The organism is Novibacillus thermophilus, from assembly GCF_002005165.1.
Lineage (GTDB): Bacteria > Bacillota > Bacilli > Thermoactinomycetales > Novibacillaceae > Novibacillus > Novibacillus thermophilus.
Genome location: NZ_CP019699.1, coordinates 383,830 through 407,595, shown reverse-complemented (window position 1 = coordinate 407,595; position 23,766 = coordinate 383,830). Strand labels below are relative to the sequence as shown.

Annotated in this window: 20 protein-coding genes and 2 pseudogenes; 11 read left to right on the top strand and 11 right to left on the bottom strand. The window is 49.2% G+C overall.

The window, feature by feature from the left end:
* The first annotated feature begins 45 nt into the window (after positions 1–45).
* Positions 46–1,185, top strand: coding sequence for an IS4 family transposase (locus B0W44_RS02145; RefSeq protein ID WP_077718569.1), 1,140 nt, complete (start codon positions 46–48; stop codon positions 1,183–1,185).
* Between the two features lie 841 nt (positions 1,186–2,026).
* Here the strand turns inward: B0W44_RS02145 and B0W44_RS02135 are convergent.
* A complete protein-coding gene (locus B0W44_RS02135) occupies positions 2,027–3,253 on the bottom strand; it encodes an IS256 family transposase (RefSeq protein ID WP_077718568.1) in 1,227 nt (408 codons plus the stop codon).
* A 150-nt stretch (positions 3,254–3,403) separates the two neighbouring features.
* Between B0W44_RS02135 and B0W44_RS02130 the strand changes: the two genes are divergently transcribed.
* The 3 genes from B0W44_RS02130 (at position 3,404) to B0W44_RS02120 (ending at position 6,307) form a co-directional block, all read left to right on the top strand.
* Positions 3,404–3,910: a recombinase family protein gene (locus B0W44_RS02130; RefSeq protein WP_169835369.1), complete on the top strand. Its 507-nt coding sequence runs from the start codon at positions 3,404–3,406 to the stop codon at positions 3,908–3,910.
* A gap of 146 nt (positions 3,911–4,056) precedes the next feature.
* Positions 4,057–5,379: an IS1380 family transposase gene (locus B0W44_RS02125; protein WP_077718401.1), complete on the top strand. Its 1,323-nt coding sequence runs from the start codon at positions 4,057–4,059 to the stop codon at positions 5,377–5,379.
* 598 nt (positions 5,380–5,977) lie between these two features.
* The gene (locus B0W44_RS02120; protein WP_077718566.1) at positions 5,978–6,307 is read left to right on the top strand and encodes a hypothetical protein; all 330 of its coding nucleotides are present in this window, start codon (positions 5,978–5,980) and stop codon (positions 6,305–6,307) included.
* Here the strand turns inward: B0W44_RS02120 and rlmD are convergent.
* The 4 genes from rlmD to B0W44_RS02100 all read right to left on the bottom strand — a co-directional run bounded on the left by rlmD (position 6,278) and on the right by B0W44_RS02100 (position 9,941).
* Positions 6,278–7,663 carry a 23S rRNA (uracil(1939)-C(5))-methyltransferase RlmD gene (gene rlmD, locus B0W44_RS02115; RefSeq protein ID WP_077718565.1) on the bottom strand — a complete coding sequence of 462 codons (1,386 nt, stop codon included), beginning with the start codon at positions 7,661–7,663 and terminating at the stop codon, positions 6,278–6,280. The two genes, B0W44_RS02120 and rlmD, sit on opposite strands and share 30 nt — an antisense overlap.
* Positions 7,660–8,553 (bottom strand): diacylglycerol kinase, encoded by an 894-nt coding sequence (locus B0W44_RS02110; protein WP_077718564.1) that lies wholly within the window; start codon positions 8,551–8,553, stop codon positions 7,660–7,662. Before B0W44_RS02110 ends, rlmD begins: the two co-directional genes overlap by 4 nt.
* Before the next feature lie 4 nt (positions 8,554–8,557).
* Entirely contained in the window at positions 8,558–9,529 is a 972-nt protein-coding gene (locus B0W44_RS02105; protein WP_077718563.1) for an ROK family protein, read from the bottom strand.
* 118 nt (positions 9,530–9,647) lie between these two features.
* Positions 9,648–9,941, bottom strand: a complete 294-nt coding sequence (locus B0W44_RS02100) for a hypothetical protein (RefSeq protein ID WP_077718562.1) — start codon at positions 9,939–9,941, stop codon at positions 9,648–9,650.
* 339 nt (positions 9,942–10,280) lie between these two features.
* Between B0W44_RS02100 and B0W44_RS02095 the strand changes: the two genes are divergently transcribed.
* The 5 genes and pseudogenes from B0W44_RS02095 to B0W44_RS02080 all read left to right on the top strand — a co-directional run bounded on the left by B0W44_RS02095 (position 10,281) and on the right by B0W44_RS02080 (position 14,228).
* Entirely contained in the window at positions 10,281–11,237 is a 957-nt protein-coding gene (locus B0W44_RS02095) for a metal ABC transporter solute-binding protein, Zn/Mn family (protein ID WP_077718561.1), read from the top strand.
* A gap of 29 nt (positions 11,238–11,266) precedes the next feature.
* Positions 11,267–12,022 (top strand): metal ABC transporter ATP-binding protein, encoded by a 756-nt coding sequence (locus B0W44_RS02090; protein ID WP_077718560.1) that lies wholly within the window; start codon positions 11,267–11,269, stop codon positions 12,020–12,022.
* Positions 12,023–12,063: 41 nt separating this feature from the next.
* Entirely contained in the window at positions 12,064–12,252 is a 189-nt protein-coding gene (locus tag B0W44_RS18735; RefSeq protein ID WP_237087428.1) for a metal ABC transporter permease, read from the top strand.
* Positions 12,253–12,302: 50 nt separating this feature from the next.
* Complete coding sequence (locus B0W44_RS02085; protein ID WP_418304066.1) at positions 12,303–13,355, top strand: metal ABC transporter permease; 1,053 nt, start codon at positions 12,303–12,305, stop codon at positions 13,353–13,355.
* Positions 13,352–14,228, top strand: a pseudogene (locus B0W44_RS02080) (metal ABC transporter permease). Before B0W44_RS02085 ends, B0W44_RS02080 begins: the two are co-directional and overlap by 4 nt.
* Positions 14,229–14,525: 297 nt before the next feature.
* On the opposite strand, the gene gatB reads toward B0W44_RS02080, so the two are convergent.
* Genes gatB through gatC form a run of 3 tightly spaced genes read right to left on the bottom strand, consistent with a single transcriptional unit; the run spans position 14,526 to position 17,760 of the window.
* Positions 14,526–15,959: an Asp-tRNA(Asn)/Glu-tRNA(Gln) amidotransferase subunit GatB gene (gatB, locus tag B0W44_RS02075; RefSeq protein ID WP_077718559.1), complete on the bottom strand. Its 1,434-nt coding sequence runs from the start codon at positions 15,957–15,959 to the stop codon at positions 14,526–14,528.
* Positions 15,956–17,431, bottom strand: a complete 1,476-nt coding sequence (gene gatA, locus B0W44_RS02070) for an Asp-tRNA(Asn)/Glu-tRNA(Gln) amidotransferase subunit GatA (RefSeq protein ID WP_077718558.1) — start codon at positions 17,429–17,431, stop codon at positions 15,956–15,958. The genes gatB and gatA overlap by 4 nt, the downstream gene beginning before the upstream one ends.
* Before the next feature lie 38 nt (positions 17,432–17,469).
* Complete coding sequence (gene gatC, locus B0W44_RS02065; RefSeq protein WP_077718557.1) at positions 17,470–17,760, bottom strand: Asp-tRNA(Asn)/Glu-tRNA(Gln) amidotransferase subunit GatC; 291 nt, start codon at positions 17,758–17,760, stop codon at positions 17,470–17,472.
* A gap of 200 nt (positions 17,761–17,960) precedes the next feature.
* Here gatC and B0W44_RS02060 point away from each other — a divergent pair, with 200 nt between their 5' ends.
* Both B0W44_RS02060 and B0W44_RS02055 read left to right on the top strand, forming a co-directional pair.
* Positions 17,961–19,505, top strand: coding sequence for a glycine betaine uptake BCCT transporter (locus tag B0W44_RS02060; protein WP_077721212.1), 1,545 nt, complete (start codon positions 17,961–17,963; stop codon positions 19,503–19,505).
* A 240-nt stretch (positions 19,506–19,745) separates the two neighbouring features.
* Positions 19,746–20,791, top strand: a pseudogene (locus B0W44_RS02055) (M42 family metallopeptidase).
* Between the two features lie 194 nt (positions 20,792–20,985).
* Here the strand turns inward: B0W44_RS02055 and B0W44_RS02050 are convergent.
* From B0W44_RS02050 to B0W44_RS02040, 3 genes are all read right to left on the bottom strand, one after another.
* Positions 20,986–22,488 (bottom strand): alpha-N-arabinofuranosidase, encoded by a 1,503-nt coding sequence (locus tag B0W44_RS02050; RefSeq protein WP_077718556.1) that lies wholly within the window; start codon positions 22,486–22,488, stop codon positions 20,986–20,988.
* A 16-nt stretch (positions 22,489–22,504) separates the two neighbouring features.
* Positions 22,505–22,678, bottom strand: a complete 174-nt coding sequence (locus tag B0W44_RS17955; RefSeq protein ID WP_169835368.1) for a hypothetical protein — start codon at positions 22,676–22,678, stop codon at positions 22,505–22,507.
* A gap of 230 nt (positions 22,679–22,908) precedes the next feature.
* Positions 22,909–23,547 (bottom strand): YesL family protein, encoded by a 639-nt coding sequence (locus B0W44_RS02040; protein WP_077718554.1) that lies wholly within the window; start codon positions 23,545–23,547, stop codon positions 22,909–22,911.
* Between the last annotated feature and the right edge of the window lie 219 nt (positions 23,548–23,766).

Here is a 23,766-nt window from a genome sequence, read left to right as displayed (position 1 = left end):
TGTACAGGGTGGTTCCTGTCCAAATCCAACGTAAAGGATACCGTTATGGACAAGAATACACTGATTTCATCATTTGGTAAATGGGTGGCACCCATTAATTTTTCCCATTTTGAAAAACAAGTTGCCGCCACCAATCAGGACAAATACACCAAGAAGCTCACGACAAAGGCTTATCTGATGCTTTTCCTGTATGCACATCTTCAGGAAGAAGAGAGTTTACGCGCAATTTCGGATGCCGTACTCGATGAAGATTTGGGGCAGGCACTCGGACTCGATGGGATTAGCGCTTCCCAATTGTCTCGAAAGAATAGGGAAGTGGATCCATCGCTGATGGCCAATGTGTTTCTTCATCTCGTTCAGCAAATCCATCGGCACAAACAAGGCAAGAAACGGGTGGATCTACCGGTCAAAATCATTGACTCCAGCACCATTCCTTTAAGTTTAAGCCGCTATAAATGGGCCACTTTTCGCAAGACGAAGGCCGGTGTCAAATTACACTTACGCCTTGTCTTTATGGACAAAGGAACGGTCTATCCGGAAAAGGCCATCGTTACACCGGCTAACATCCACGACCGTACCCAATTGGAGGTTCTCATAGACGAAAAAGAAGCGATGTACGTTTTTGATCGCGGTTATGTCGACTACGAGAGATTTGACCGCTATTGTGATAAAGGGATTTTCTTCGCTTCGCGTCTGAAGAAAAACGCGGTGATCCGCACCCTTGAAACGTTTTCCGTCGCGGAAGAAAGCCCCATTATGTCAGATTCGATGGTCGTCATCGGTACCCCTCAGAAACGAACGGAAAATGTATTCCGGCTCATTGAAACCGTTGATTCGAAAGGCAATGTCATTCGCCTTGTGACCAATCGTTTTGACCTGAGCGCCGAAGAAATCGGTGACATCTATCGTTCGCGTTGGGCGATCGAGCTGTTTTTCAAGTGGCTTAAGCAACACGTGCGAATCAAAACCTTTTTCGGAACGAGTGAGGAAGCCATCCAAAACCAGATTTTCATGGCACTCATCGCCTACTGTCTGCTTGTTCTCGTGCAAATGGAGACCAAAGCGAAGCAGTCCATCTTGCAATTAAAACGATGGTTAAAATCTTTTCTTTGGAAATCCTATGAAAAATGGTTTCACCGCATCCAATTTCGTTCGATGAGGCGAAAGAGAAAACTCTCGACATAAGCGTGTTTGTCGTTGTCACTCTAGGACTAACTGTATAATATTACCAAATGGGCAGCACCACCTTTTATGCGGTATTTGTCTTTTTAGCCCTATTAGATGAAATATGGATAACTGAATATTCAATCAAGTAATTGCCAAGTTTTATGCAACAGTAGTGAAACCCAATAATATTTCCAGTTAGATTTTCAACCCGTATATTGAAATTTATATCATTCGCCAAAAACAAATAATACGTAATCGTCTTAAACGGAATAAAATTGTGGCTATTCCAGTACGGGCCCTCGTAACTGAATGTAAAGTGACCGATGATGTCTGGAATCGTAAGGTATTTGAACAGAATTAACTTTGAAAGGATTAACAGATAAAAGCATAATGCAATTGTTAATCCTAATTTCATTACAATTTTCATAAACGCTAACTCCCCGTTTTTTAATCTATCTATAAATCCTCTCCAAATGGACTTTTAAAAGAATCAATTTGTAATCCTTCGGAAGAAACTTTCTTTCGGTAAAGTTATGACACTTTTTATTATCTTTAAAAGTAAGAACCCAAGGATACTGCCAATTGTATGAAACGATCAGATCCAGTTAGGTATTCAATCGTATTTTTAAACGGAATGATATTCGAATTAAACTTCAAAAAATTAAAAATATCCATTCGAGTCCATTGGAGTAAAAACATATCTGTTAAATGTGTCTTCATTTATGTAATAATCAGTGAATCGAATGATGATACGTTGAAATAGTAAATTAAATAGTATAATAAATGAGTATAGACCAAATAAAACCCATGGATCAAGTCCAAAATTGTGTGTAAAAAGCTCCTCGGTTAGATAAGCTGCCTACATGATGCGTGTCACCTTACTATGTGTTTTTGCTGAATGGCTTTTGCGCCAGGTGAAGTAATCTTCCATATCGAGGTATTTCCGACCACTGGCCCACTTCTCATCCTGTTCCATGAGTAAGGCCCCCAACAGACGAATCACCGATTGGCGGTTGGGAAAAATGCGAATCACACGTTCCCGTCTGCGGATTTCTTCGTTCAACCGCTCGACGCTGTTGGTGGTACGCAGTCGCTTACGGTACTTCTCAGGGAAAGCCAAAACGGCGGTGGCATCATCAAACCCGTTTTCCAAAATACGCATGGCTTTAGGCGCTTTCTCTTCAAAGACTTTCAGCGTTTCGTTCAAAAGCATTCTGGCTGTTTCGATATCCGCTGCATCCAGGATGCCACGGACATGGCGATGAACTTCGTCTCTCAGCGCTTTTGGTGTGGCATCCAGAATATTACGCATCAAATGGGTTTGACAGCGTTGCCAGGTGACCCCTTGGAAATGGTGACGAATGGCACGGACTAAACCGCCATGGTCATCAGAGGTGATCAAATCGACACCACCAAGACCACGTTGTTTTAACCAACTGAAAAATTCGCTCCAGCTGGCTTCCGATTCCGTGTCACCGGTCATGATCCCCAAGACTTCCCGGTAACCGTCTGTGTTGACACCGATTCCTATCATCACTCCTCTGGACCGTACCCGGCCATCCTCACGGACTTTGAGGTACAAGGCATCCACCAGCACAAACGGGAACCGGCGGTCTGAAAGCGGACGATAATTCCAAGCCTCCACAATAGGATCAAGCCTTTTGCACAGGTCTGAAACGGTGGACTTGGAAAAATGAGTGCCGCAAAGCTCTTCGGTAATCTGAGTCACTTTACGTGTGGAAACCCCATTCACGACCATTTCCATCAAAGCCAACACCAAAGCTTGCTCGCTCCGTTGGTAACGGGCAAACAGTTCAGTGGAGAACTGACCGTTTCGAATCCGTGGAACACGTAACGTAATGGTCCCCACCCGAGTGGTTAATTGATGAGGATAGGATCCATTGCGATAGCCTTGACGGGAATCCGTGCGTTCATAGCGTTCAGCTGCCAGCTGTTCGGTCACCTGCGCTTGGAGAATTTGGTTTAATACCGATTCCAGTAATTTCGCTACACCAGCGTCTTTTGAATGTCCTAAAAAAAGTTGCTGCAAAAGTTCTTGATCTACGGTAATCTGGTATTGAGCCATTTCAAAATTCTCCTCTCCAGAATGGTATTTCCGACAACTCCATTCTAACCGAGGATTTTGAAATTGGCTCCTTTATTTTTAAGGAATCCATTTTACACAATTATAAGGACTTAACTTCTTGCAGAACAAAATGAATTCGACATAATTACGTTGGACAATGCTATTGATACAACTAAAGGTGAATCACATATGTTTGGAATTTACGCTTGGTTGTATGAACAGGAATCCCAACGTATTAGTGAACGGGTTAAACACTCCCTTCGAATCTCTGCACAGCAAGGGAATTTTAAAGGTTCAATCCCCCCGTTTGGCTATCATGTCGTAAGTGGAAAATTATTTGTTCGTGATGACTTTACAGTTGATGTCGTAAAGCGGATATTTAGAGACTATATTGCGGGCAAAGGCTTTGGAAAAATCGCAAACGAATTATCTAAAGAAGGAATTCCTACACCTGGTCAAACCGTAGGTAGGAAAAATAGTGGTGTCTATTGGCACGATTCAACAATAAGGATTATCTTATCAAAACCACATTATACTGGCGATTTAGTTCAAAATAGAGAAACAACTGCCAGTGTAACTACAAAAAGACGTAAAAAGGTAGATAAAAGTGAACAAATCATAGTCGAAAACACACATGAACCTGAATTATTCATATAGCTGAACTTAAAATATCAAAAAGCGCGTCATACCAGGCCATTAAAAGCATTCCACCTTTTCACCCAATGGGTGAAAAATAGAAATGGAGCCCAACCTTTGGTATTGTAAAAGTGACCAAAACCAATACAAACCAAGGAGGCTCCCTTATGCATAGTGTAAACGAGCAGACCATGCATTTCAACAAAAGTGTGAAAGTCAATTTTGAAGGTGGAAACCTGACCTCAGATGCCGGTTGGTTACTGTATAAAGAATTTGATGAAAAAATCGGGCTCAGTCAAGCGATCACGGATCACCTCAATGTGAATGATCCAAACCGTCATCACATCCATTTTAACGATGACGTCATCATCCAAAAGATCTATCAGCACATTGCCGGGTATCATGCGGATGATCATGCCGATGAATTACGTCATGAACCTGTGTTGACCACCATTTTGGGTAAAGAAGTCCTGGCTTCTCAACCGACCATTTCCCGGCTAAATCAGAAATTGGATAAGGAAACGATGAAGCAGTTGCAATCGGTCAATTCACTGATGCAAAAACGAGTCGATATCATCCAACCCAAGGAAAACATCATGATGGATCTGGACTCGACCAACTTGGCCACCTATGGTGAACAGCATGGATCCGCCTTTAACACGCATTATCAAGCCCAGGGTTACCATCCCCTGATGATGTTTGATGGACTGACTGGAGATTGTCTCAAAGCAGAACTGCGCGCTGGTCATGTGTACACATCCCGGCAAGTCGTCCGCTTTGTCGGCCCTGAAATCAAGCGATATCGGAAGCAAAGTCCATGGGCAACGCTATGCATACGCGGGGACAGCGGTTTTGCCATCCCGGCTCTCTATCAATTGGCGGAAACACATGATGTCCACTATGTGATCCGCTTAAAAGCAAACAACGTGTTGAAACAAAAAGCACAGCCATTTGAAGATGAACTCTGGAAACAGTTTGATCTGAACACGACAGAAGCCAAGGTGTTTTACACATCATTTGACTACCAGGCACGTGCTTGGGATAAGCCGCGTCGTGTGGTGGTCAAGATGGAGAAACCGGAAGGTGAGCTTTTCTTCACCTACACCTTCATCGTGACCAACATGGGGCTCTCACCCAAAAACATCGTCAAGCTTTATGCGAACCGTGGCACGATGGAAAACTTTATCAAAGAAGCCAAGAACGGCTTTGCTTTCGATCAGATGAGCAGTCCATCGTTTTACAGCAACGCCACAAAGCTGCAACTCATGGTGCTCGCCTATAACTTCAACAACTGGTTTCGTCGACTGTGTCTACCTAGAACGATGAACAAAAATCGTATCGACAACATCCGTTTGAAGTTGCTTAAGATCGCGGGAAAGCTGGTTCGTTCAGGCAGATATCTGACATTTAAACTGTGCAGCAGTTGTCTGTATCAAAAGGCTTATTGGCAGACTTTACGAACCATCCATCACCTCCCACGGTTTGGTTGAATGAGATGATATTAGAAAAGTCAATCTCATAGCATTCACATTGACCACAGGATCAGTGTGCCCTTTTACAGCCGATTATGAAAGCTAGCGTATGACTTCCTGCTGTTTTTCCAGTAGATTAGGTAATATATTTGAGAAAACATCTAGGGAAACCAAAAACTTACAAAAATCAGGCTTGAAACTGGTTTTTTAAAACATTTGAGACGCGGTTATGAATAATTCAGGATGAAGCTTTTATTTCAAGACAAAATTTTGAAACGGTTCAACAATTAGTACAACAACGTAAACGAAAAAGACCATACGCTAAAAAACATCTATTTACCAATATAGCTTTCTGTGCCGATTGTGGTAGAAGCATGCACTACAAAGACAATTGAAAGGGATATGTATGTGGTAACTATAATAAGCATAAAGGCATTCTATGTACTGACCATCACTTTAAAGAAGCAGGATTAATGGATTTACTGACGTTAGAAATAAAAAGCCTATTTCAACGCCTCAATGAAGACAATTATCTATCCATTCTTGAAAAAGAGGTCAATAGAGTCATCAAGAAGGATAAAGCACTATTTCAAAGATTGAAAAGGAATTAGAGGCTTTGAAGAACGAAAAGATCGAAGCTCTGCGGATGAAAGTAAGAAAAGAGATAAGAGATGAAGAGTATCAATTGTTAATTGAAGATAACAACCAAAAGCTAACAGAATTAACCACGAAAAAGCAGTCAATTGAAGAAGCATTAAATGAAAGTTCATCTGCTTTAAACATTGATGCTCTGAACAAAGAATTAGAAGAATTTATTGCAAATCCGACACTTACACCTGAATTCTTACACAAATTCATAGAACGTATTGAAATCAAAGAAGATGGAAGTCCGAGAATCTTTTACCGATTCTCGAACTCATACATATCTTCTATTTTTTTCGAGTAACACACAGCACTCCACGTGTACCGTGTGCGGAAACATGTCGACGGGTTGAACGTATTCTACAGTGAAGCCGTGATCGGCTAAAATGCGCAGATCCCGGGCCAGTGTGCTCGGATTGCACGAAACGTAAACTGTACGTTCGGGTTTCATGTCCGCAATGGTGTCGAGTAATCGTTCATCACAGCCTTTGCGCGGCGGGTCGACGACGATGACATCCGGACGCACGCCCTGGGCGTACCACCACGGCATGACGTCTTCCGCTTTGCCGACGGCGAAATGCACGTTTTCGATGCCGTTCAGCCTCGCGTTGCGCTTTGCGTCGGCAATGGCTTCATCGACGACTTCCACGCCGAGCACTCGGCGGGCGTGCCGGGCCAAAAAGAGGGAGATCGTCCCGATGCCGCAGTAGGCGTCAACGACGGTCTCGCCGCCTTTCAGATCTGCGGCCTTGAGCACTTCTCTGTACAGGACTTCCGTCTGCTCAGGGTTAACTTGATAAAACGAACGGGGGGAAATGGCAAAGGCGATATCGCCGATCGTATCAATTATCGTGTCCTCTCCCCACAAAGTGCGGCTGTCTTCCCCCATGATGACATTCGTCCGCTTGCTGTTCACGTTCTGGATGACCGATTGGAGTTGGGGAAAGCGGTCGACGAACCGCTTCACGAGCTCGTCCCGATGCGGCAGATCTGGTCCGTTCGTGACGAGGACTATCATCAGCTGGCCAGTATTGGCCCCCACCTTTGTGACGACGTGGCGCAAGACACCTGTGTGGTCTTTTTCCCGGTAAGGGGGAATGCCGAGTTCCCGGACAATGTCCTTCACCGTGCGCACCACTTCATCACTTTCTTCGCGCTGGATGAGGCACGATTCCATGTCGATAATGTCGTGGGTTCCCTGTTCGTAAAAACCGGCCACAAGTCCTCCCTCGCCCTCGCCGAACGGGACTTGCGCTTTGTTGCGATAGCGCCACGGATCACGCATGCCCATGACTGGACGGACCGAGACCTCTTTCAATTGACCGATGCGCTCGAGGTTGTCCCGCACGAGGCGGGTTTTCATCTTTAACTGGCCGTCGTACGCCAGGTGTTGCAATTGACAGCCGCCGCAACGGTCGAAAATCGGACACGGCGGTGTCACCCGGTCCGGACTTTCTTTCAAAATGCGAACGATGCGGGCATGGGCGTAAGTCGGCTTGACTTTCGTCACTTTGGCGCGAACCGTCTCCCCCGCGATGCCACCGGGTACGAACACGGCAAATCCTTCATATTTGCCCACACCGTCACCGGTGTGGCTCTGTCCCGTAAGGGTCAGCGTGATCTCTTGATGTAAACAGACAGGTGGTTTTCGTCGGCTCATGTAGAATTTCCTTCGGGGATCAATAGTTGAATGTGGTGCGATAGTACTTCAAACTCACAAGGCAGTTCCCCACCCAGCTCCCCGTCCAGATTTAACAACACTCTGTCCGGGGAGCTTAGGCGGAGACGGTTTGTCTTGAAGTAGATGATGCGAGGATCGTGTAAATGCTCGCCGCGAAGGGCCAGACCGGCAAGGCGAATAAATTCAGCCAAGTTGGTCTTTTTCACGACGATTACATCGAACAGGCCGTCACCCAAATCGGCAGTCGGCGCGAGCTTCTCAAACCCTCCGACCGACGGGCTGTTGGCGATGAGAAAGAGCATGACCGTCTCTTCCAGCACCTGATCGTTTGTTTCCATCCTCACCCGAATCGGCTGGATGGACGGCAATTTTTCCAGTCCTTTGGCGTAGTAGGCCAGCTGTCCGATAACTGTTTTCAGCTTACTCGGGACATCGTACGTGACGTCGGTCATCCATCCTCCGCCGGCAATGTTGATAAAGTACTTGTCGTTCAGTTTCCCGACGTCGATCGGCCTGCTGTGGCCGGCGGCGATCACTCGACACGCTTCGTGTATTTGGCGGGGGACGCCGCTGGCGCGGGCGAAGTCGTTCGTCGTACCTGCTGGAATGATGCCCAGCTTCGGTCGCCTTGGCAAACCTGCCAACCCGTTGACCACTTCGTAAACAGTACCGTCGCCTCCCGCCGCGATGACGACGTCGTAACCGCTGGACGCTGCCTGGCGCGCCGCCTCTACCGCATCACCGGACTTTTTCGTCGCGCGGCAAGACGTTTCTAACCCCGCATCCTCGAGGATTTCAAGAACGTCAGGCAATTGTCGGCGGATTTCTTCCCTTCCGGCTGTCGGATTGTAGATGAGACGCGCTTTCATACGATCACCTAACGCCTGTTCCGCTCGTTTTCCCCAAAAACAGCGCCGCAGCCCCTAATATACCGACATCGCCTCCGAGCTGTGCCGGTACAATTTCATACGTCTTACGGTAGGGAGGCATGACAAGGGAATCCGTTTTTTCCCGCAGGGCGTCAAACAGAAAGTCGCCGACGTTGCTCACCCCGCCTCCGATGACGATCCGTTCCGGATTGTAAGAATGGACCGTATTCGCCAGCCCAATGCCGAGGTAGTGCACCGTTTTGTCGACAATCGCCTGTGCCGCAGTATCGCCCAATTGAGCTGCTGCAAATACATGTTTGGCGCTCACCGGCACACCTTCTTCTGCCGCCAGTTCCGCCATTTTAGTCTGTCCCGCTTGTGCGCTTTCACGGGCGTAACGCCCAATGGCTGTCCCTGAAGCACACGCTTCCCAACACCCGACATTTCCACAACCACACTTTGGACCGGACGGATCGATTATCGTATGGCCCAGCTCACCGGCAAACGAGTTGCTCCCGACAAACAGTTCTCCGTTTAACACGAGGCCCGAGCCAATACCTGTACTGATCGTTATGTACACCATGTTCTTCGTGCCTTTCCCTGCGCCGAAAACGTATTCTCCCCAAGCTGCTGCATTGGCGTCGTTTTCCACCTTCACTTCTGTTTGCAGCAGATTTTGGAGGCGATCTCGCAAAGGGACGTTCGTCCATCCGGCGAGATTCGGCCCGTGCAAGACGACTCCCTTTTTACTGTCAAGCGGACCGGGTGTTCCAACCCCCACACCTAAAATGGGGCGGCCTTTTTGGACGTCTCTAACGGATTGGGCCATGCGCTCGATTACTGCATCGGGACCTTCTTCTGCGAGCGTATCCAGTCGCTTCCGTTCCACGATGTGCCCCTCCGTCGTCAACAAGGCCGTTGCAATTTTTGTCCCTCCCAGGTCCACCCCGGCAATATATGTAACACTCTTCGACATGGCGCTCCTCCTACACATTCATCTCACACCTACATTTTATCATATGCGCCCTGATTTTCTGGGAATGCCGCTCTGGGTGTCAACAGTAGGATGAAGACGGTGTAAACGCCACTCTCATTTAACTTGACGCAAAGCGATTGCGGTCTATGTACGCAAAGTACGCGAATAACAGACTGATGACACCGCTCAGTACGTCCTGAACGTAAAACTGTAACCCCGCATCCCCTAACAGTCCAACAGCTAAAGCCATGTGCGCGCGCCTCGGGAACGGTTTTCCGATCAGAGCATATAACGTCATAAAGAAATAGAGACCGATCAAAAAGTTATGTATAGCTGCAGCTGGCGCTTCCTGCAGACGAAAAATGCCGAGCACTATGAAAAAGCCTGAGATCAACCCGTAAAAAACCGCCATTCCAACACCTCACTCCATCTGAAAAAGCGTGTCGCAAGAACCCCCACACTATCTCTTCACAATAGACAGCACAACCTGGACAGACGTTACAAGGTCGCCTTTATCATACCTTTTTTGACAATCAAGTTCAATCGAACCCAAAAATGTATTTACAAAACAACGAAAGCGTATTATCATGATAAACAAAGTTGTACTAAGGAAACATTTTAACCTTAGTCCACAAAAAATAGGTGAACACGTATGGTTTTTTTGGATCATGCGTTCTCTTAGAGCATAAAGTTGCACTAAGGAAACAAAGGTTCCCTAATCAAACAAATTTATCTTGGAGGCGAACATAACATGAATGGGTGGAAACTTTTCTTACTGACCATCGCCCTTTCAATTGCTTTAATCGGATGCAGCTCATCGGCTGGCACAGGTGATGGAACTGGAGAAACAGACATGGGAGATGCCAGCGAATCAGAGGACAAAGTTCGCGTGACGACTACCATCGGCCAAATTGCCGACGCCGTGCAACATATCGGCGGCGATCGAGTCAAAGTGCAAGCGATCATGGGACCTGGAACGGACCCCCACGTGTACCGGACGTCTCAAGGCGACATTTCCAAACTGGAAGAGGCCGACATCATCTTTTATAACGGCCTCAACTTGGAAGGCAACATGAACGACATGTTTGTCAACATGGCACAGTCCAAACCGGTCATCGCCGTAACGGAACAGATACCCGAGGAACAACTGCTCGAAGTAGAGGACGGGATTTACGATCCCCACGTCTGGTTTGATCTGAAGTTGTGGCAGGAAGCCGTGAAAGTGATCGAAAGTCGTTTGAGAGAGATAGACCCGGATCACGCTGACCGTTACGCTGAAAATGCTGCGGCGTATTTAAGGGAAATCCAGGACTTACACGAGTATATACAGGAACGCATTGCAGAAATTCCGGAGGAAAGCCGCATGCTTGTTACCGCCCATGACGCTTTTGGCTACTTCGGAAATGCTTACGGCATGGAGGTCCGAGGATTACAAGGCATCAGCACGGACGCAGAGTACAGTGTCAACGATGTGAACGCGATTGTCGATCTGGTCACGGAACACAATATTAAAGCGGTGTTTATCGAATCGAGTGTCTCGGAAAAGGCGATTCAAGCTGTCGTGGAAGGAGCAGCAGCCAAGGGTCACGACCTCACCATCGGCGGTGAGCTGTTTTCCGACGCTATGGGCGAGGAAGGAACAGAAGAAGGGACGTATATCGGCATGATCAAACATAACGTGGACACAATTGTCGATGCGCTGAAATAACAGATCTATCATGACAAGGGGGAAGCGATATGGAGCAACCGCTAGACGTTCAACACTTAACGGTCGCTTATCACAATAAACCCGTGTTAAAAGACGTCACGTTTTCTGTACCTGACAGCACATTGCTGGCTGTCGTCGGGCCGAACGGCGCAGGCAAAAGCACGCTGTTAAAGAGTATCCTCGGCCTGGTGCCGAAAACAGCCGGAGACGTGAAGCTGTTCGGTCAGCCGTACCGCCGCGTGAGGCGACGGATTGGGTACGTCCCGCAACGGGAATCCGTTGACTGGGATTTTCCGACGAACGCTTTGGATGTCGTGTTGATGGGCCGCTACGGCCATGTCGGCTGGGTAAAACGGCCGGGAAAACGGGATAAAGCGATAGCAATGGAATGCCTGGACAAAGTCGGGATGGCTGATTACGCCGGGCGGCAGATCAGCCAGTTGTCCGGCGGTCAGCAACAGCGGGTGTTCCTCGCGCGGGCATTGGCACAGGAAGCGGACCTGTACTTTATGGATGAGCCGTTCTCCGGAGTCGACGCGGCTACAGAAGCGGCGATTCTCAACATATTAAAAACGCTGAACGGGGAAGGAAAGACGGTCGTCGTCGTACACCACGACCTGCAAACAGTCTCTGAATACTTCGACTGGGTTCTGCTTCTCAACATGCGCAAGATAGCCATCGGCCCGACAGACGTCACCTTTACACCCGACAACTTGCAAAAAACGTACGGGGGCCGGTTGACGTTCGTGACAAAACAGACGGAGTCTGTCGCAAAAGGAGGGTGATGGGGATGGAGCTGATCCTTAGCATCTTCGGAAGCGCCAACGTGCGCTGGGTGCTTGCCGGCACGATGCTGTTAGGGATTTCGAGTGGCGTGCTCGGCAGCTTTGTCGTCCTGCGCAAGCAGAGCCTGCTCGGAGATGCTATGTCCCACGCTGCCTTACCTGGCATATGTTTCGCCTTTTTATTGACAGGGGTGAAATCCGTCGGGCTGTCGATGTTCGGGCGGCCGTAACAGCTCTCTTCGGGGCATGGGCGATACAGTTTATGACACGAAAGTCCCGCATGAAACAAGATGCCGCCCTCGGCATTGTACTCAGCGTCTTTTTCGGATTCGGCGTGGTCTTGATGACGCTCATTCAAAACGGCCCGTACGGGAACCACAGCGGCCTCGACGCCTATATGCTCGGACAGGCGGCTTCCCTCGTCGACCGCGACGTCCACGTTCTGATCGCCGTCTCGCTGCTGTTGCTTTCCGCTTCGTTCCTCTTTTTTAAAGAGTTTAAGCTGCTGAGCTTTGACCCAGGATTTGGGCGAGGGATCGGTTTCCCGATGGGGGTCATCGAAGCTTTCCTCATGATCCTCGTCACGTGTGCCGTCGTTGTCGGTCTGCAAGCCGTTGGCGTCGTCCTGATGGCGGCCATGCTTATTACACCGGCAATCGCCGCCAGATACTGGACGGAGCGCCTCGGGGTTCTCGCCGTCCTCGCCGGACTGTTCGGTGGAATCAGCGGGATAGTCGGCACGCTTGTCAGCACGTTAGGCGAGGGGCTGGCGACGGGTCCGCTCATCGTGTTGAGTGCGACCTGTGCCTTTGTCGCCTCTCTTCTGTTTGGCACGCGGCGCGGACTCGTCGTCACTGCCCTGAGACAGCTAAAAGTGCGCCGTGAAGACCGTCTGCGCACTTTACTAGAGGGCATGGCCCGACACATGGAAGACCAGAGACAATCAACGGTCACAGAAGATGTGCTCCGGACGTTGACCGGCTGGTCCCGTCACAAATTAAATCGAGTGACCCGTCAAGCAGAACGCCTCAACTTGATAACGCAAAGCGAGCATATGTACGGTTTTACCCGGCAAGGGTTGAACCGCGCCTACCAGATCGTGAAAGAAGAGCGGATGGAACAACTGCTTCTCATGTACGATCACCGCTTTTCCGGATGGCGGGTGGCGCGGGACGATCCCCGTGGACTCGTGGCCGCCCTTCCGTCCTCTGTCGTAAAAGAGTTGGAGGAGTTGATGGAGACGCACGGTTTGACACCGCGGTTGGAAGCGTCTTTTAGCGGAGAACCACACGTCGGAAATGTCATCTACGAGAAAGGAGCGGTGAGCAAATGAGCCACGGAGCATGGATTGTGTTGACGGCCTCCCTTGTCGGCATCTCATGTGGCATCGTCGGTTCTTTTCTCATTTTGCGCCGGATGGCGATGCTGTCGGACGCGATCAGCCACACGGTATTACTCGGAATTGTCGGCGCTTTTTTAGTTACCCGGACGTTAGACGGGGTCGCCATGCTCATAGGTGCTGTCATCGTCGGTCTCTTCACCGCTTTTCTCGTTCAAAGTTTGAACAACCGGGGGGTGCAGGCGGATGCTGCCATTGGTATCGTCTTTACGGCGTTGTTCGCCCTCGGGTGGTCCTCGTTTCACTTTACGCCAAAAACGTCCACCTGGATGTGCAACACGTCCTGTACGGAGAAATTGCCTTTGTCCCGTTCAATACAACTGTAATCGGGGGGTGGAACTGCCGTCGGCCGTTTGGCTCGTGGGCGGTGTTCTCCTTTTGAACTTGCTCCTGTTGACAATGTTTTACAAAGAGTTGAAGTTGTGTGCCTTTGATCCGGCGATGGCTTCTGCCCTTGGAATCTCGGCTGTGGCGATGCACTATTTGTTGATGGGGATGGTCTCCCTCACGACCGTATCCGCCTTCAGCAGCGTCGGCGCCATTTTAGTCGTCGGGATGCTCATCGTACCGGGAGCGACGGCCTACCTGTTGACCGACCGCCTAAACCGGATGCTGTTTGGAAGTGCTGTCACCGGTACTCTGTCAGCCGTCATCGGCTATCAGGCTGCTGTATGGCTGAACGTCTCCATCTCCGGAGCGATGGTGAGCGTCGCTGGCCTCTTATTTGCCATCGCCTTGTTCCTTTCTCCGAAGCACGGCATTCTCTTTAGACAGTGGCGCTTGCGCCGTAGCTCGACACCGTCGTGATCGAAATGAATGCCATCCGGCGATGTTAACCGCACCAGCACATGTCGCGTCATTCGTAACGAAGGGGGATGTGTTCACACATCCCGCCTTTTCAAGTCGCACAATTTTCATTCATTGCTGGGGCACAAGGGCTAATCTGGAGATAATTGAGGCGGTGCATTCGGAGAAACGCGTCATCCTGTCGGTACAGTTCCCGGCCGAAGATGTCGAACTGTTCGCCCCGAGTCAATTCCCCTTGAAGTCGAAATTGGCCCCACCCTTTTGCCAAAACTCGGCTTGGAGGTGAGGCTCTCAGTGCTATTTCTTCAGTTTTTCGCGGATGAGCTCGTTGACCATTTGCGGATTAGCCTGCCCTTTCGTCGTTTTCATCACTTGGCCGACGAGAAATCCGATGGCCCGGTCTTTTCCGTTCTTGAAGTCTTCCACTGACTTCGGGTTGTTGGCAATCACATCGGCCACAATTTCTCTCAACTTCCCTTCGTCACTAATCTGGACAAGCCCCTTCTCTTTGACGATCTGTTCCGGGTCACCGCCGTTTTCCAACATGTCTTTGAACACTTTTTTGGCAATCTTGCTGCTGATCGTCCCGTTGTCGATCAGGGCAATCATTTTACCCAGTCCTTCCGGTGTGAGCGGCACGTCCGTCACGTCGAGGTCGTTGGCGTTTAAGTGCGCCGACAGATCCCCCATGATCCAGTTGGCGACAGCTTTGACGTTCTCTGTATGTTCGAGGCAGTCTTCGAAGAAGTCAGCCAGCGACTTCGACGCCGTAATGACGCCGGCATCGTAACGGGGCAATCCATACTGCTCGACGTAACGCTTTTGCCTTGAATCCGGCAGTTCCGGAATGGACGCTTTTACCTGTTCTTTCCACGCATCGTCAATAGTGAGCCTGACGAGATCCGGTTCCGGGAAATAGCGGTAATCGTGGGCTTCTTCTTTAGAGCGCATGGAGATCGTCGTCCCGTCCGCCTCGTTATACCGGCGCGTCTCCTGAACGAGTGTCCCCCCCTGGTCCAAAACGCGGGCCTGACGTTTCTCCTCAAACTCCAAACCGCGTTGCACGGCACGAAACGAGTTCATGTTTTTGATCTCAGTCTTCGCCCCGAACGTCGTGTCACCCCGCTTCCGCAAACTGATGTTGGCATCGCAGCGCAACGATCCTTCTTCCATTTTGACGTCGGACACACCTGTGTACTGGATGATCGCTTTCAGTTTTTCCAAGTAAGCCCGCGCTTCCGCCGGTGAACGCATATCCGGTTCGGATACAATTTCGATGAGCGGCAACCCGGCACGGTTTAAGTCGACGAGGGACGCCGATCCCCCTTCTGCGTGCATCAGTTTTCCCGCATCTTCTTCCAGGTGCACCCTCGTAATGCCGATGCGCTTCTTCTCCCCGTCCACTTCGATTTCAATCCAGCCGTTCTCACCGATGGGCTGATCAGACTGCGAAATTTGGTAAGCTTTCGGGTTGTCCGGGTAAAAGTAGTTTTTGCGGTCGAATTGGCTGTGGGTGGCAATGTCACAGTTCAACGCCATTGCCGCTTTCATGGCGTACTCGACAGCCTGGCGGTTTAACACCGGAAGCACCCCTGGGTGACCCAAACAGACGGGACACGTATGGGTGTTAGGAGGGGCGCCAAACTCGGTGGAACACCCGCAAAAGATTTTCGATTTCGTGGACAGTTCGACGTGCACTTCTAGTCCGATGACGGTTTCGTATCGGTTCATTGCGCTTCCCCTCCTGTTAGCACCGGCCGCTTCGTATGATGGTCTGTCTGCTGTTCATACGCATGGGCGACGCGCAATACAGTCGACTCGTCGAACGCTTTACCGATAATTTGCAATCCTACAGGCAAATCGTCGACAAATCCACACGGTACACTAATGGCCGGTAAACCTGCTAAATTGGCCGGGATCGTACAGTAGTCTTCCATATAGATGGTGAGCGGATCAGCAATTTTTTCTCCCACTTTAAACGCCGGCGTCGGGGTCGTCGGCCCGATGATGACGTCATACTTTTCGAACACGCGGTCGAAGTCTTGTTTAATCAATGTCCGCACTTTTTGCGCTTTTTTGTAGTACGCGTCGTAGTAACCGGAACTGAGGGCGTACGTTCCGAGCATGATGCGCCGCTTTACTTCGGGGCCAAATCCTTGACCGCGCGTTTCTCTGTACAGATCGATGAGATTTTCGACCTTGTCCGCCCGGACACCGTACCGTACGCCGTCGAAGCGAGCCAAGTTTGACGACGCCTCCGCCGTAGCGATGAGGTAGAAACTGGCCACCGCGTAATCGACATGTGGCATAGACACTTCTTCCCACACGGCCCCCAGACGTTCCAGTTCTCGCAGCGCGGCCCTGACTCTTTCTTTGACACCGGAATCAATGCCTTCGCCGAGGAGTTCTTTGGGCACGCCGATTTTGAGACCTTTGACCTCGCCTGTCAGTGCCGATACATAGTCGGGGATGTCGACGTGGACCGATGTGGAATCGTGCGGATCATGCCCAGCGATGGCTTGCAACACGTAAGCACTGTCCTCCACATTCTTCGTCAGCGGTCCGATCTGGTCGAGGGAAGAGGCAAACGCCACGAGTCCGAAGCGAGAGACAAGACCGTACGTCGGTTTCAGTCCGACTACACCGCAAAACGCGGCGGGCTGGCGAATGGACCCCCCCGTATCCGATCCCAAGCTGAAATACACTTCTCCCGCGGCGACAGACGCGGCGGAACCGCCGCTTGACCCGCCTGGTACTCGTTTTTTATCCCACGGGTTGTACGTTCGCTTAAAGCCGGAGTTTTCCGTCGAGGAGCCCATGGCAAATTCGTCCATGTTTAGCTTACCTACGGGAATGGCCTGCGCCTCCCGTAGCTTGTCCATGACCGTCGCGTTGTAAATCGGTTCGTAGTTGGCGAGCAGCTGGCTGGCACACGTCGTGCGAATCCCCTCCGTGCAAATGTTGTCCTTGATGCCGGCCGGAAGGGCAGCGAGCATCCCAAGCTCACCAGTCTTGGCTAACTGCTCGTCCAGCTGACTCGCTCTCTTGCGTGCCCCTTCTTCGTCCACGAGCAGAAAGGCTTCAATCTCTCCGTCAACTTCTTTAATCCGATTGAGCGATTCGTCTACCAAATCTGCGGCAGTGAGGTCGCCTGACCTCAATCGCTTATGTAACTCCTTGAGTGGCAAACTCAACAATGACATGCGCGTTCTTTCTCCTCCTTTCCTACAAGCACACGAGACTACTCCTCCAGAATGGCTGGCACTTTAAACTGCCCGGCCTCGACATCGGGAGCATTGGACAAAACCTTTTCACGGGGCCATGAAGGGCGTACTTCGTCCTCTCGCAAGACGTTCTGTATCGGCAGCACATGACTGGTCGGCTCTACCTCTTCTGTATCCAATTCGTTTAATTTCCCGGCAAAATCGAGAATGTCACTCAACTGAAGGCTGAACGTCTCAGTTTCTTCCTCAGTGAGCGACAAACGAGCCAGTTCGGCCACGTGCCGCACCTCTTCTTTTGAAATACTCACATTCCCACCTCCATTGTAAAAACACCCTGTCCATAATAATAAACGATTCGACACTGTGAAGCCAGTTTCAACTTGGCCGGTCAGTTTTTTGACACAAACCCCGTCCATTTTTTTTGATTAAATTGACATACTACAGGTGAGAAGACTCTGCCTCGGATGAAAGGGAGATAAGCGTGAAGAGACGATCGAGAAAAGTCGGTATCGTTTTTTATTTATCCGTCATCATCGTCAGTCTGTTTGTCATCTGGGGGATTGTATCTCCCACAAGGTTGGGCGCGACGACATCGACTGCCTTCTCGTACATCACGGAAACGTTCGGCTGGTTTTACTTAGTGGTCACTTTCATTTTTCTCGTGTTTTCCCTATATGCCGCATTCGGTCCCTACGGAAGAATCAAATTGGGGAAAAAGGACGACGATCCAGATTACTCGTACGTTTCATGGTTGGCCATGCTGTTCTCTGCCGGAATGGGAATCGGCCTCGTGTTTTGGGGGGTTGCCGAGCCGATCATGCACTATACCGATCCCCCGGAAGGTGTGACACCGGAAACAGTCGAAGCAGCGCGGACTGGATTGCGTTACACCTTTTTCCACTGGGGCCTGCACCCGTGGGCGGTCTACGCCGTCGTCGGGATGGCACTTGCCTACACACAGTTCCGCAAAGAGGGAGCTGGCTTGATCAGCGCCACATTCCGTCCTTTAATCGGAGATGGCGTGAACGGCCCGATCGGAAAAATAATCGACGTGTTAGCGGCCATCGCAACGGCAGCAGGCGTTGCCACATCTTTGGGACTCGGTGCCATGCAGATCAACGGGGGACTGACACACCTGACTGGCTTGCCGAACAGTGCGGGAACGCAGCTCGCCATCATTGTCGCCGTCACTGCGCTATTCATGATCTCCGCCGTATCAGGGTTAGACCGGGGGATCAAAATGCTGAGCAACGTGAACTTAAGTCTTGCCAGTCTGTTACTCCTGTTCGTACTGATGGCCGGTCCAACCATCTTTCTGATGGACACGTTGACGACGACACTGGGCAGTTACATCGGCAATATTGTCACGATGAGCTTCAGGTTAACCCCGTTTACGGGCAGTGACTGGATTGGAACGTGGACCCTCTTTTACTGGGCTTGGTGGATTGCGTGGGCACCGTTTGTCGGAACATTTATCGCCCGTATTTCCAAAGGGCGGACCATTCGAGAATTCGTCCTAACCGTCATGGTCATGCCGACTTTGCTCGGCGCACTTTGGTTCGCCGTATTCGGCGGTTCCGGATTGCATTTGCAGATGGAAAAAGGCGTCAATCTCGCCAACGTCGTCAACGAGAACATGGAGGCCGCCCTTTTTGTGACTCTCCAACAATTTCCTCTCGGTACGGCCCTCAGTATTCTGGCAACGGCTTTGATTATCACCTTCTTTGTGACTTCAGCGGATTCCGCCACCTTTGTGCTGGGAACGATCACGTCGAAGGGCGGTACTCTCCAGCCTAAAACGTACGTTAAAATTATTTGGGGACTGCTCATCTCAGGAATTGCCGCCGTACTGTTGTTGAGCGGCGGCCTGGAAGGGTTGCAAACCGCTTCCTTCATCGCAGCCCTGCCGTTCTCCATCGTGATGTTGCTCATGGTCGTCTCCCTCAACCGCACGTTGAAATCAGAAGTGGCGAAAGAGCGGCAGAGAGAGAAGTTACGCATTCAAAAATTGGAAGAACTTATCGAGGAAAACATTCAGAACAGTGATCGTTAACTTCCGGGCATCTGAAGAAAACTGTCTCCGGGCGCATATAAACGTTTTGACGACCATTCTGACAACACCGCCCCTTTAAAGATTCCTCAGGCCCACTGCATCCTTTACTATGGAATGAAAGTCAGGTGATGTCGTCTCTAAAGTGAATGTTCAAAAATGTGAAAGTAATTTTTAAAAATTTCAAAGGTCATTTATAATGGAGTCAAGTTATTTGTCCACGAAAGGAGGTCAGAAGTCCGTATGGTAAAAACGCCTGTACACGAAATTATCGCTACCTTGTTGGATTTATTAAACACACCCAGTCCAACTGGCCGAGCAGAGCGCGCCATTCAGTACATCGAACGTCACATGTCTGACTTGAATGTGACGTATGAGCGGACGAACAAGGGCGGACTGACCGTCATCCTTCCGGGAAGCGATCCATCTGTCGGACGTGTGTTAACAGCTCACGTCGATACATTGGGAGCGATGGTGAAAGAGATTAAAGACAACGGACGGCTGAAGCTTTCCAAGATTGGCGGATTCTCTTGGCACTCAGTGGACGGTGAATACTGCACCGTCGAGACACAGAACGGAAAGATGATCACCGGAACGATTCTCGCCACCCACACATCCGTTCACGTATATGACGACGCCAAAAAGCAAAAAAGGTCAACAGACAATATGGAAGTACGCCTCGACCACAAAGTCGAAACGGCCGATGACGTCCGCGCCCTCGGGATTAACGTCGGCGACTTCGTGTCGTTTGCTCCCCGCGCCGAAAAAACAGATACCGGCTTTGTTAAAGGGCGACATCTGGACGACAAAGCGAGCGCAGCCGTGCTCATGGAACTCGTTCGCAGCGTTGTGAGGGAAAATCTGCCTCTCCCGTGTACGACCTACGTCATGTTCAGCACATTTGAAGAAGTCGGTTTCGGTGCCAATGCGGCCATACCAGAACACACACGGGAGTTTTTAGCTGTGGACATGGGGCCATCGGGGACGGACAGGCAACAGACGAATACTGTGTCTCCATTTGCGCCAAAGACGCAAGCGGCCCGTACCATTACGACTTAAGACAAAAATTGGTTCACTTGGCTAAAACGTACGACATTTACTACCAAGTCGATCTTTACCCCCACTATTCTTCAGATGCGAGCGCCGCTGTGAAAGCGGGGTACGATCTCATCCACGGACTTATCGGGCCCGGTGTTGACGCATCCCACGCCTACGAGCGGACCCATGAAGAAGCGCTGGACAACACGTACCGCCTGCTGTACCACTACGTCCAGTCGGAGCCGCTTTAAGGTTTCATCGGGATGAGAATCTGTTTCTACAAGAGAGACATCGTACGGTAAACGCCGTACGATGTCCCAGTCGTCAGTTATCGGCCTGTGCCAGTTTCGCTACTTTTGATGCTTACTCTCAGAACCTGCCTCTGGGCTCTTAATTTTGCCCGTATCCGTGACCAAACCAGGATCTGACGTTTTCCACGAGATAATTAAGCCCCCTTGCTCCAGGGTTCAACAGTTATTACAGCGACAGACTTGGACGGGAGAAAGACGTCGAGACGGTGGCTTTCAATTTTGAAATCCTCAAACACCTCTGGGGTGACGACATTTGGATTTTCAAACGTATTGTGGGCATCTATGTCCTTCCCCGTCAAAATTCGCCCTGTTATGTGACCAAGTTGTTCCGTTCCCCGCAATGCGATGTGAACGTTTGCGCCTGAATCGCAATCCAAGTTACATAGACTTACATGGATGTTCCCCTCACGATCTCTGGAGGCTGAAACACTGATTTGCGGGAGCTCGTAATCCCCGGTATCGATAGGCTGGACCTGCGAAGTGACGGCTAACTTTTTGGCGTCTTGGTGTACTTTGAACATTTCAAACACGTGGTAAGTAGGGGTCACAATCATCTTTGCACCTTTAGTTAAAATCATGGCCTGTAATACATTGATCATTTGTGCGATGTTCGCCATATGTACCCGCTCACAATGATCGTGGAAGATGTTTAATGTGACACCGGCCACTAAAGCATCCCGGATGGTGTTTTGCTGAAAGAGAAAACCGGGATTCGTACCGGGTTCTACATCGTACCAAGCTCCCCACTCGTCAATCACCAGGCCGACTCGTTTAACCGGGTCATACTGGTCCATAATCGTGCTGTGCCTCTTGATCAATTCATCCATGTACAATGCTTTCCGCATTGTAATGAACCACTCGTCTTTCGTAAACCCTGTCGCTGGCCCTTTCTCTTCCCAAACACCTGGTACTGTGTAATAGTGCAGGCTCAGACCGTCCATGAACTGACCCGCTTCCCGCATCAACACTTCAGTCCACCTGAAGTCATCGACATTTGCACCACAGGCGATTTTGTAAATCTTTTGATCGCCGTAATTTCTCACATACGTTTGATACCTTCGATACAGATCGGCATAAAACTCCGGCCGCATGTTGCCGCCACAGCCCCAATTCTCATTCCCTACACCAAAGTACTTCAGCTGCCAGGGCCGTTCTCGCCCGTTGGCTTTCCTCCAATTAGCCATGGGTGACTCGCCATCGAATGTCAGATACTCAATCCATTCCGACATCTCTTGGACTGTCCCGCTCCCGAGATTTCCACAAATGTACGGCTCAGCCCCCAGCAATTCGCACAACAGCATAAACTCGTGGGTCCCGAAATGGTTGTTCTCTACCACGCCGCCCCAATGTGTGTTAACCATGCGCTTTCTTTTTTCCCGGGGTCCCACCCCATCTTTCCAATGGTATTCGTCTGCAAAACAACCCCCTGGCCACCTTATGACAGGTATGTCAAGCCGCTTTAACGCAGTGAGGACATCGTTGCGTATCCCTTTCGTGTTTGGGATAGAAGAGTTTTCTCCAACCCAGATCCCTTCATAAATCCCTCTGCCCAAATGCTCTGCGAAATGACCGTAAATGTAACGGCTAATCGTTGCTTGCTCAATGTCCGCATTCACGACAATGGTATGTTCTCCCATTTTACATCCCTCTTTCCTATGAAATTTCTTGTGACAGCCTGACGGCTTTGTTTCTCGCCAAATACGTGACAAAAGCCGTCAAAAATATGGCGAACCGTACCACGGCCATGGAAAGACACTGAACCAACTCCAGAAACTGATCCAGCTTAAAATCCCGTATTGAATGCTTGTCGACCACAAGAAAGTTCACAATCGAGCCGACAAACACGAACAAACCGAAAAAATACCAACCGCATTCGTCCTTCTCCGTATTTCACGATCCTGCATAAAAGGCACATCCCCCTTTCGCAGCTTGGGTAGCTAGCAAATCGCGTGGCTAATCAGCTTATCCGCCGCCCCATATAAAGTCTGTAAAGAGATATCTTGTAACGGTTAAATATATATGTAGAACCCTTAGTATGGTTGCATACAAATGGAATTTTAAGGGTTTTCCTCATCAATCTCATTAAATACTTTTAAGGAGAACCAAGCCCAAAAATAACTTCCAATACTAAAAGAAAAGAATGGAATCATTCCTGGAATTGATAATGAAATATATATAACTAAAAATAATAATAAAATAATTAATAACGTAGTTTTAATTTTTCCAAAGCCCAATATAAGAGAATTAAAAAAGTGTTTTGTTAATTTATTATTGTAATGAGACATTAATGGAAACACCCATATCCATAAAGCAATATAAATTATTATTACGAAGTAAAATGAAAATATAGAAAAAAAATAAAATACACCGCTAATTTTGTCGAAATGTTGGTAATTTATAAAAAGAATAGACCCAGCCAACAAAAGTAACCATCCTGCACCATTAGATATATAGAAATTATGTAAAAATTCCCTTTTAAAGGTTTTCCAAATTGGTAAGTCAGTTTTTCCATTAATCCAATACATACATACACTCAATGAAGCTACCGTAGCTGGGAACACCCCGAAAACCACCAATCCAAAAATCATAAAAACAAGCCATAATAAATTTAAAAAAGCTAATCTCGTTGTCCAGATAAAAATATTATTTATTTTATTTACAATATGTTGCTCATTCATTGAATCACCTTGAAGCATGAATAAAATAATGCCTAAGCAGGCTTTGTAATCCTGCTTTTTTGTAATGGGGTACTTTCTTTCCCCTTTAAATAAACAATATTTTTAGTTACTTCTCCAACTGTTTGTAAGCTTTCCCAGATAGGGTGTGCCTTGCTCTTTCTCTTTTATGACTCATGTTCTACACGCTAAACACAGTTTTTGGTTTTCGTCGCCCGATCACGTGTTCAATCAATACGC

Excerpts from the sequence above, each read along its gene's own strand:
- B0W44_RS02145 (WP_077718569.1), top strand. The coding sequence starts at position 46 with ATGGACAAGAATACACTGATTTCATCATTTGGTAAATGGGTGGCACCC.
- B0W44_RS02135 (WP_077718568.1), bottom strand. The coding sequence starts at position 3,253 with ATGGCTCAATACCAGATTACCGTAGATCAAGAACTTTTGCAGCAACTT.
- B0W44_RS02125 (WP_077718401.1), top strand. The coding sequence starts at position 4,057 with ATGCATAGTGTAAACGAGCAGACCATGCATTTCAACAAAAGTGTGAAA.
- rlmD (WP_077718565.1), bottom strand. The coding sequence starts at position 7,663 with ATGAGCCGACGAAAACCACCTGTCTGTTTACATCAAGAGATCACGCTG.
- B0W44_RS02110 (WP_077718564.1), bottom strand. The coding sequence starts at position 8,553 with ATGAAAGCGCGTCTCATCTACAATCCGACAGCCGGAAGGGAAGAAATC.
- B0W44_RS02105 (WP_077718563.1), bottom strand. The coding sequence starts at position 9,529 with ATGTCGAAGAGTGTTACATATATTGCCGGGGTGGACCTGGGAGGGACA.
- B0W44_RS02100 (WP_077718562.1), bottom strand. The coding sequence starts at position 9,941 with ATGGCGGTTTTTTACGGGTTGATCTCAGGCTTTTTCATAGTGCTCGGC.
- B0W44_RS02095 (WP_077718561.1), top strand. The coding sequence starts at position 10,281 with ATGAATGGGTGGAAACTTTTCTTACTGACCATCGCCCTTTCAATTGCT.
- B0W44_RS02090 (WP_077718560.1), top strand. The coding sequence starts at position 11,267 with ATGGAGCAACCGCTAGACGTTCAACACTTAACGGTCGCTTATCACAAT.
- B0W44_RS02085 (WP_418304066.1), top strand. The coding sequence starts at position 12,303 with ATGAAACAAGATGCCGCCCTCGGCATTGTACTCAGCGTCTTTTTCGGA.
- gatB (WP_077718559.1), bottom strand. The coding sequence starts at position 15,959 with ATGAACCGATACGAAACCGTCATCGGACTAGAAGTGCACGTCGAACTG.
- gatA (WP_077718558.1), bottom strand. The coding sequence starts at position 17,431 with ATGTCATTGTTGAGTTTGCCACTCAAGGAGTTACATAAGCGATTGAGG.
- B0W44_RS02050 (WP_077718556.1), bottom strand. The coding sequence starts at position 22,488 with ATGGGAGAACATACCATTGTCGTGAATGCGGACATTGAGCAAGCAACG.
- B0W44_RS02040 (WP_077718554.1), bottom strand. The coding sequence starts at position 23,547 with ATGCTTCAAGGTGATTCAATGAATGAGCAACATATTGTAAATAAAATA.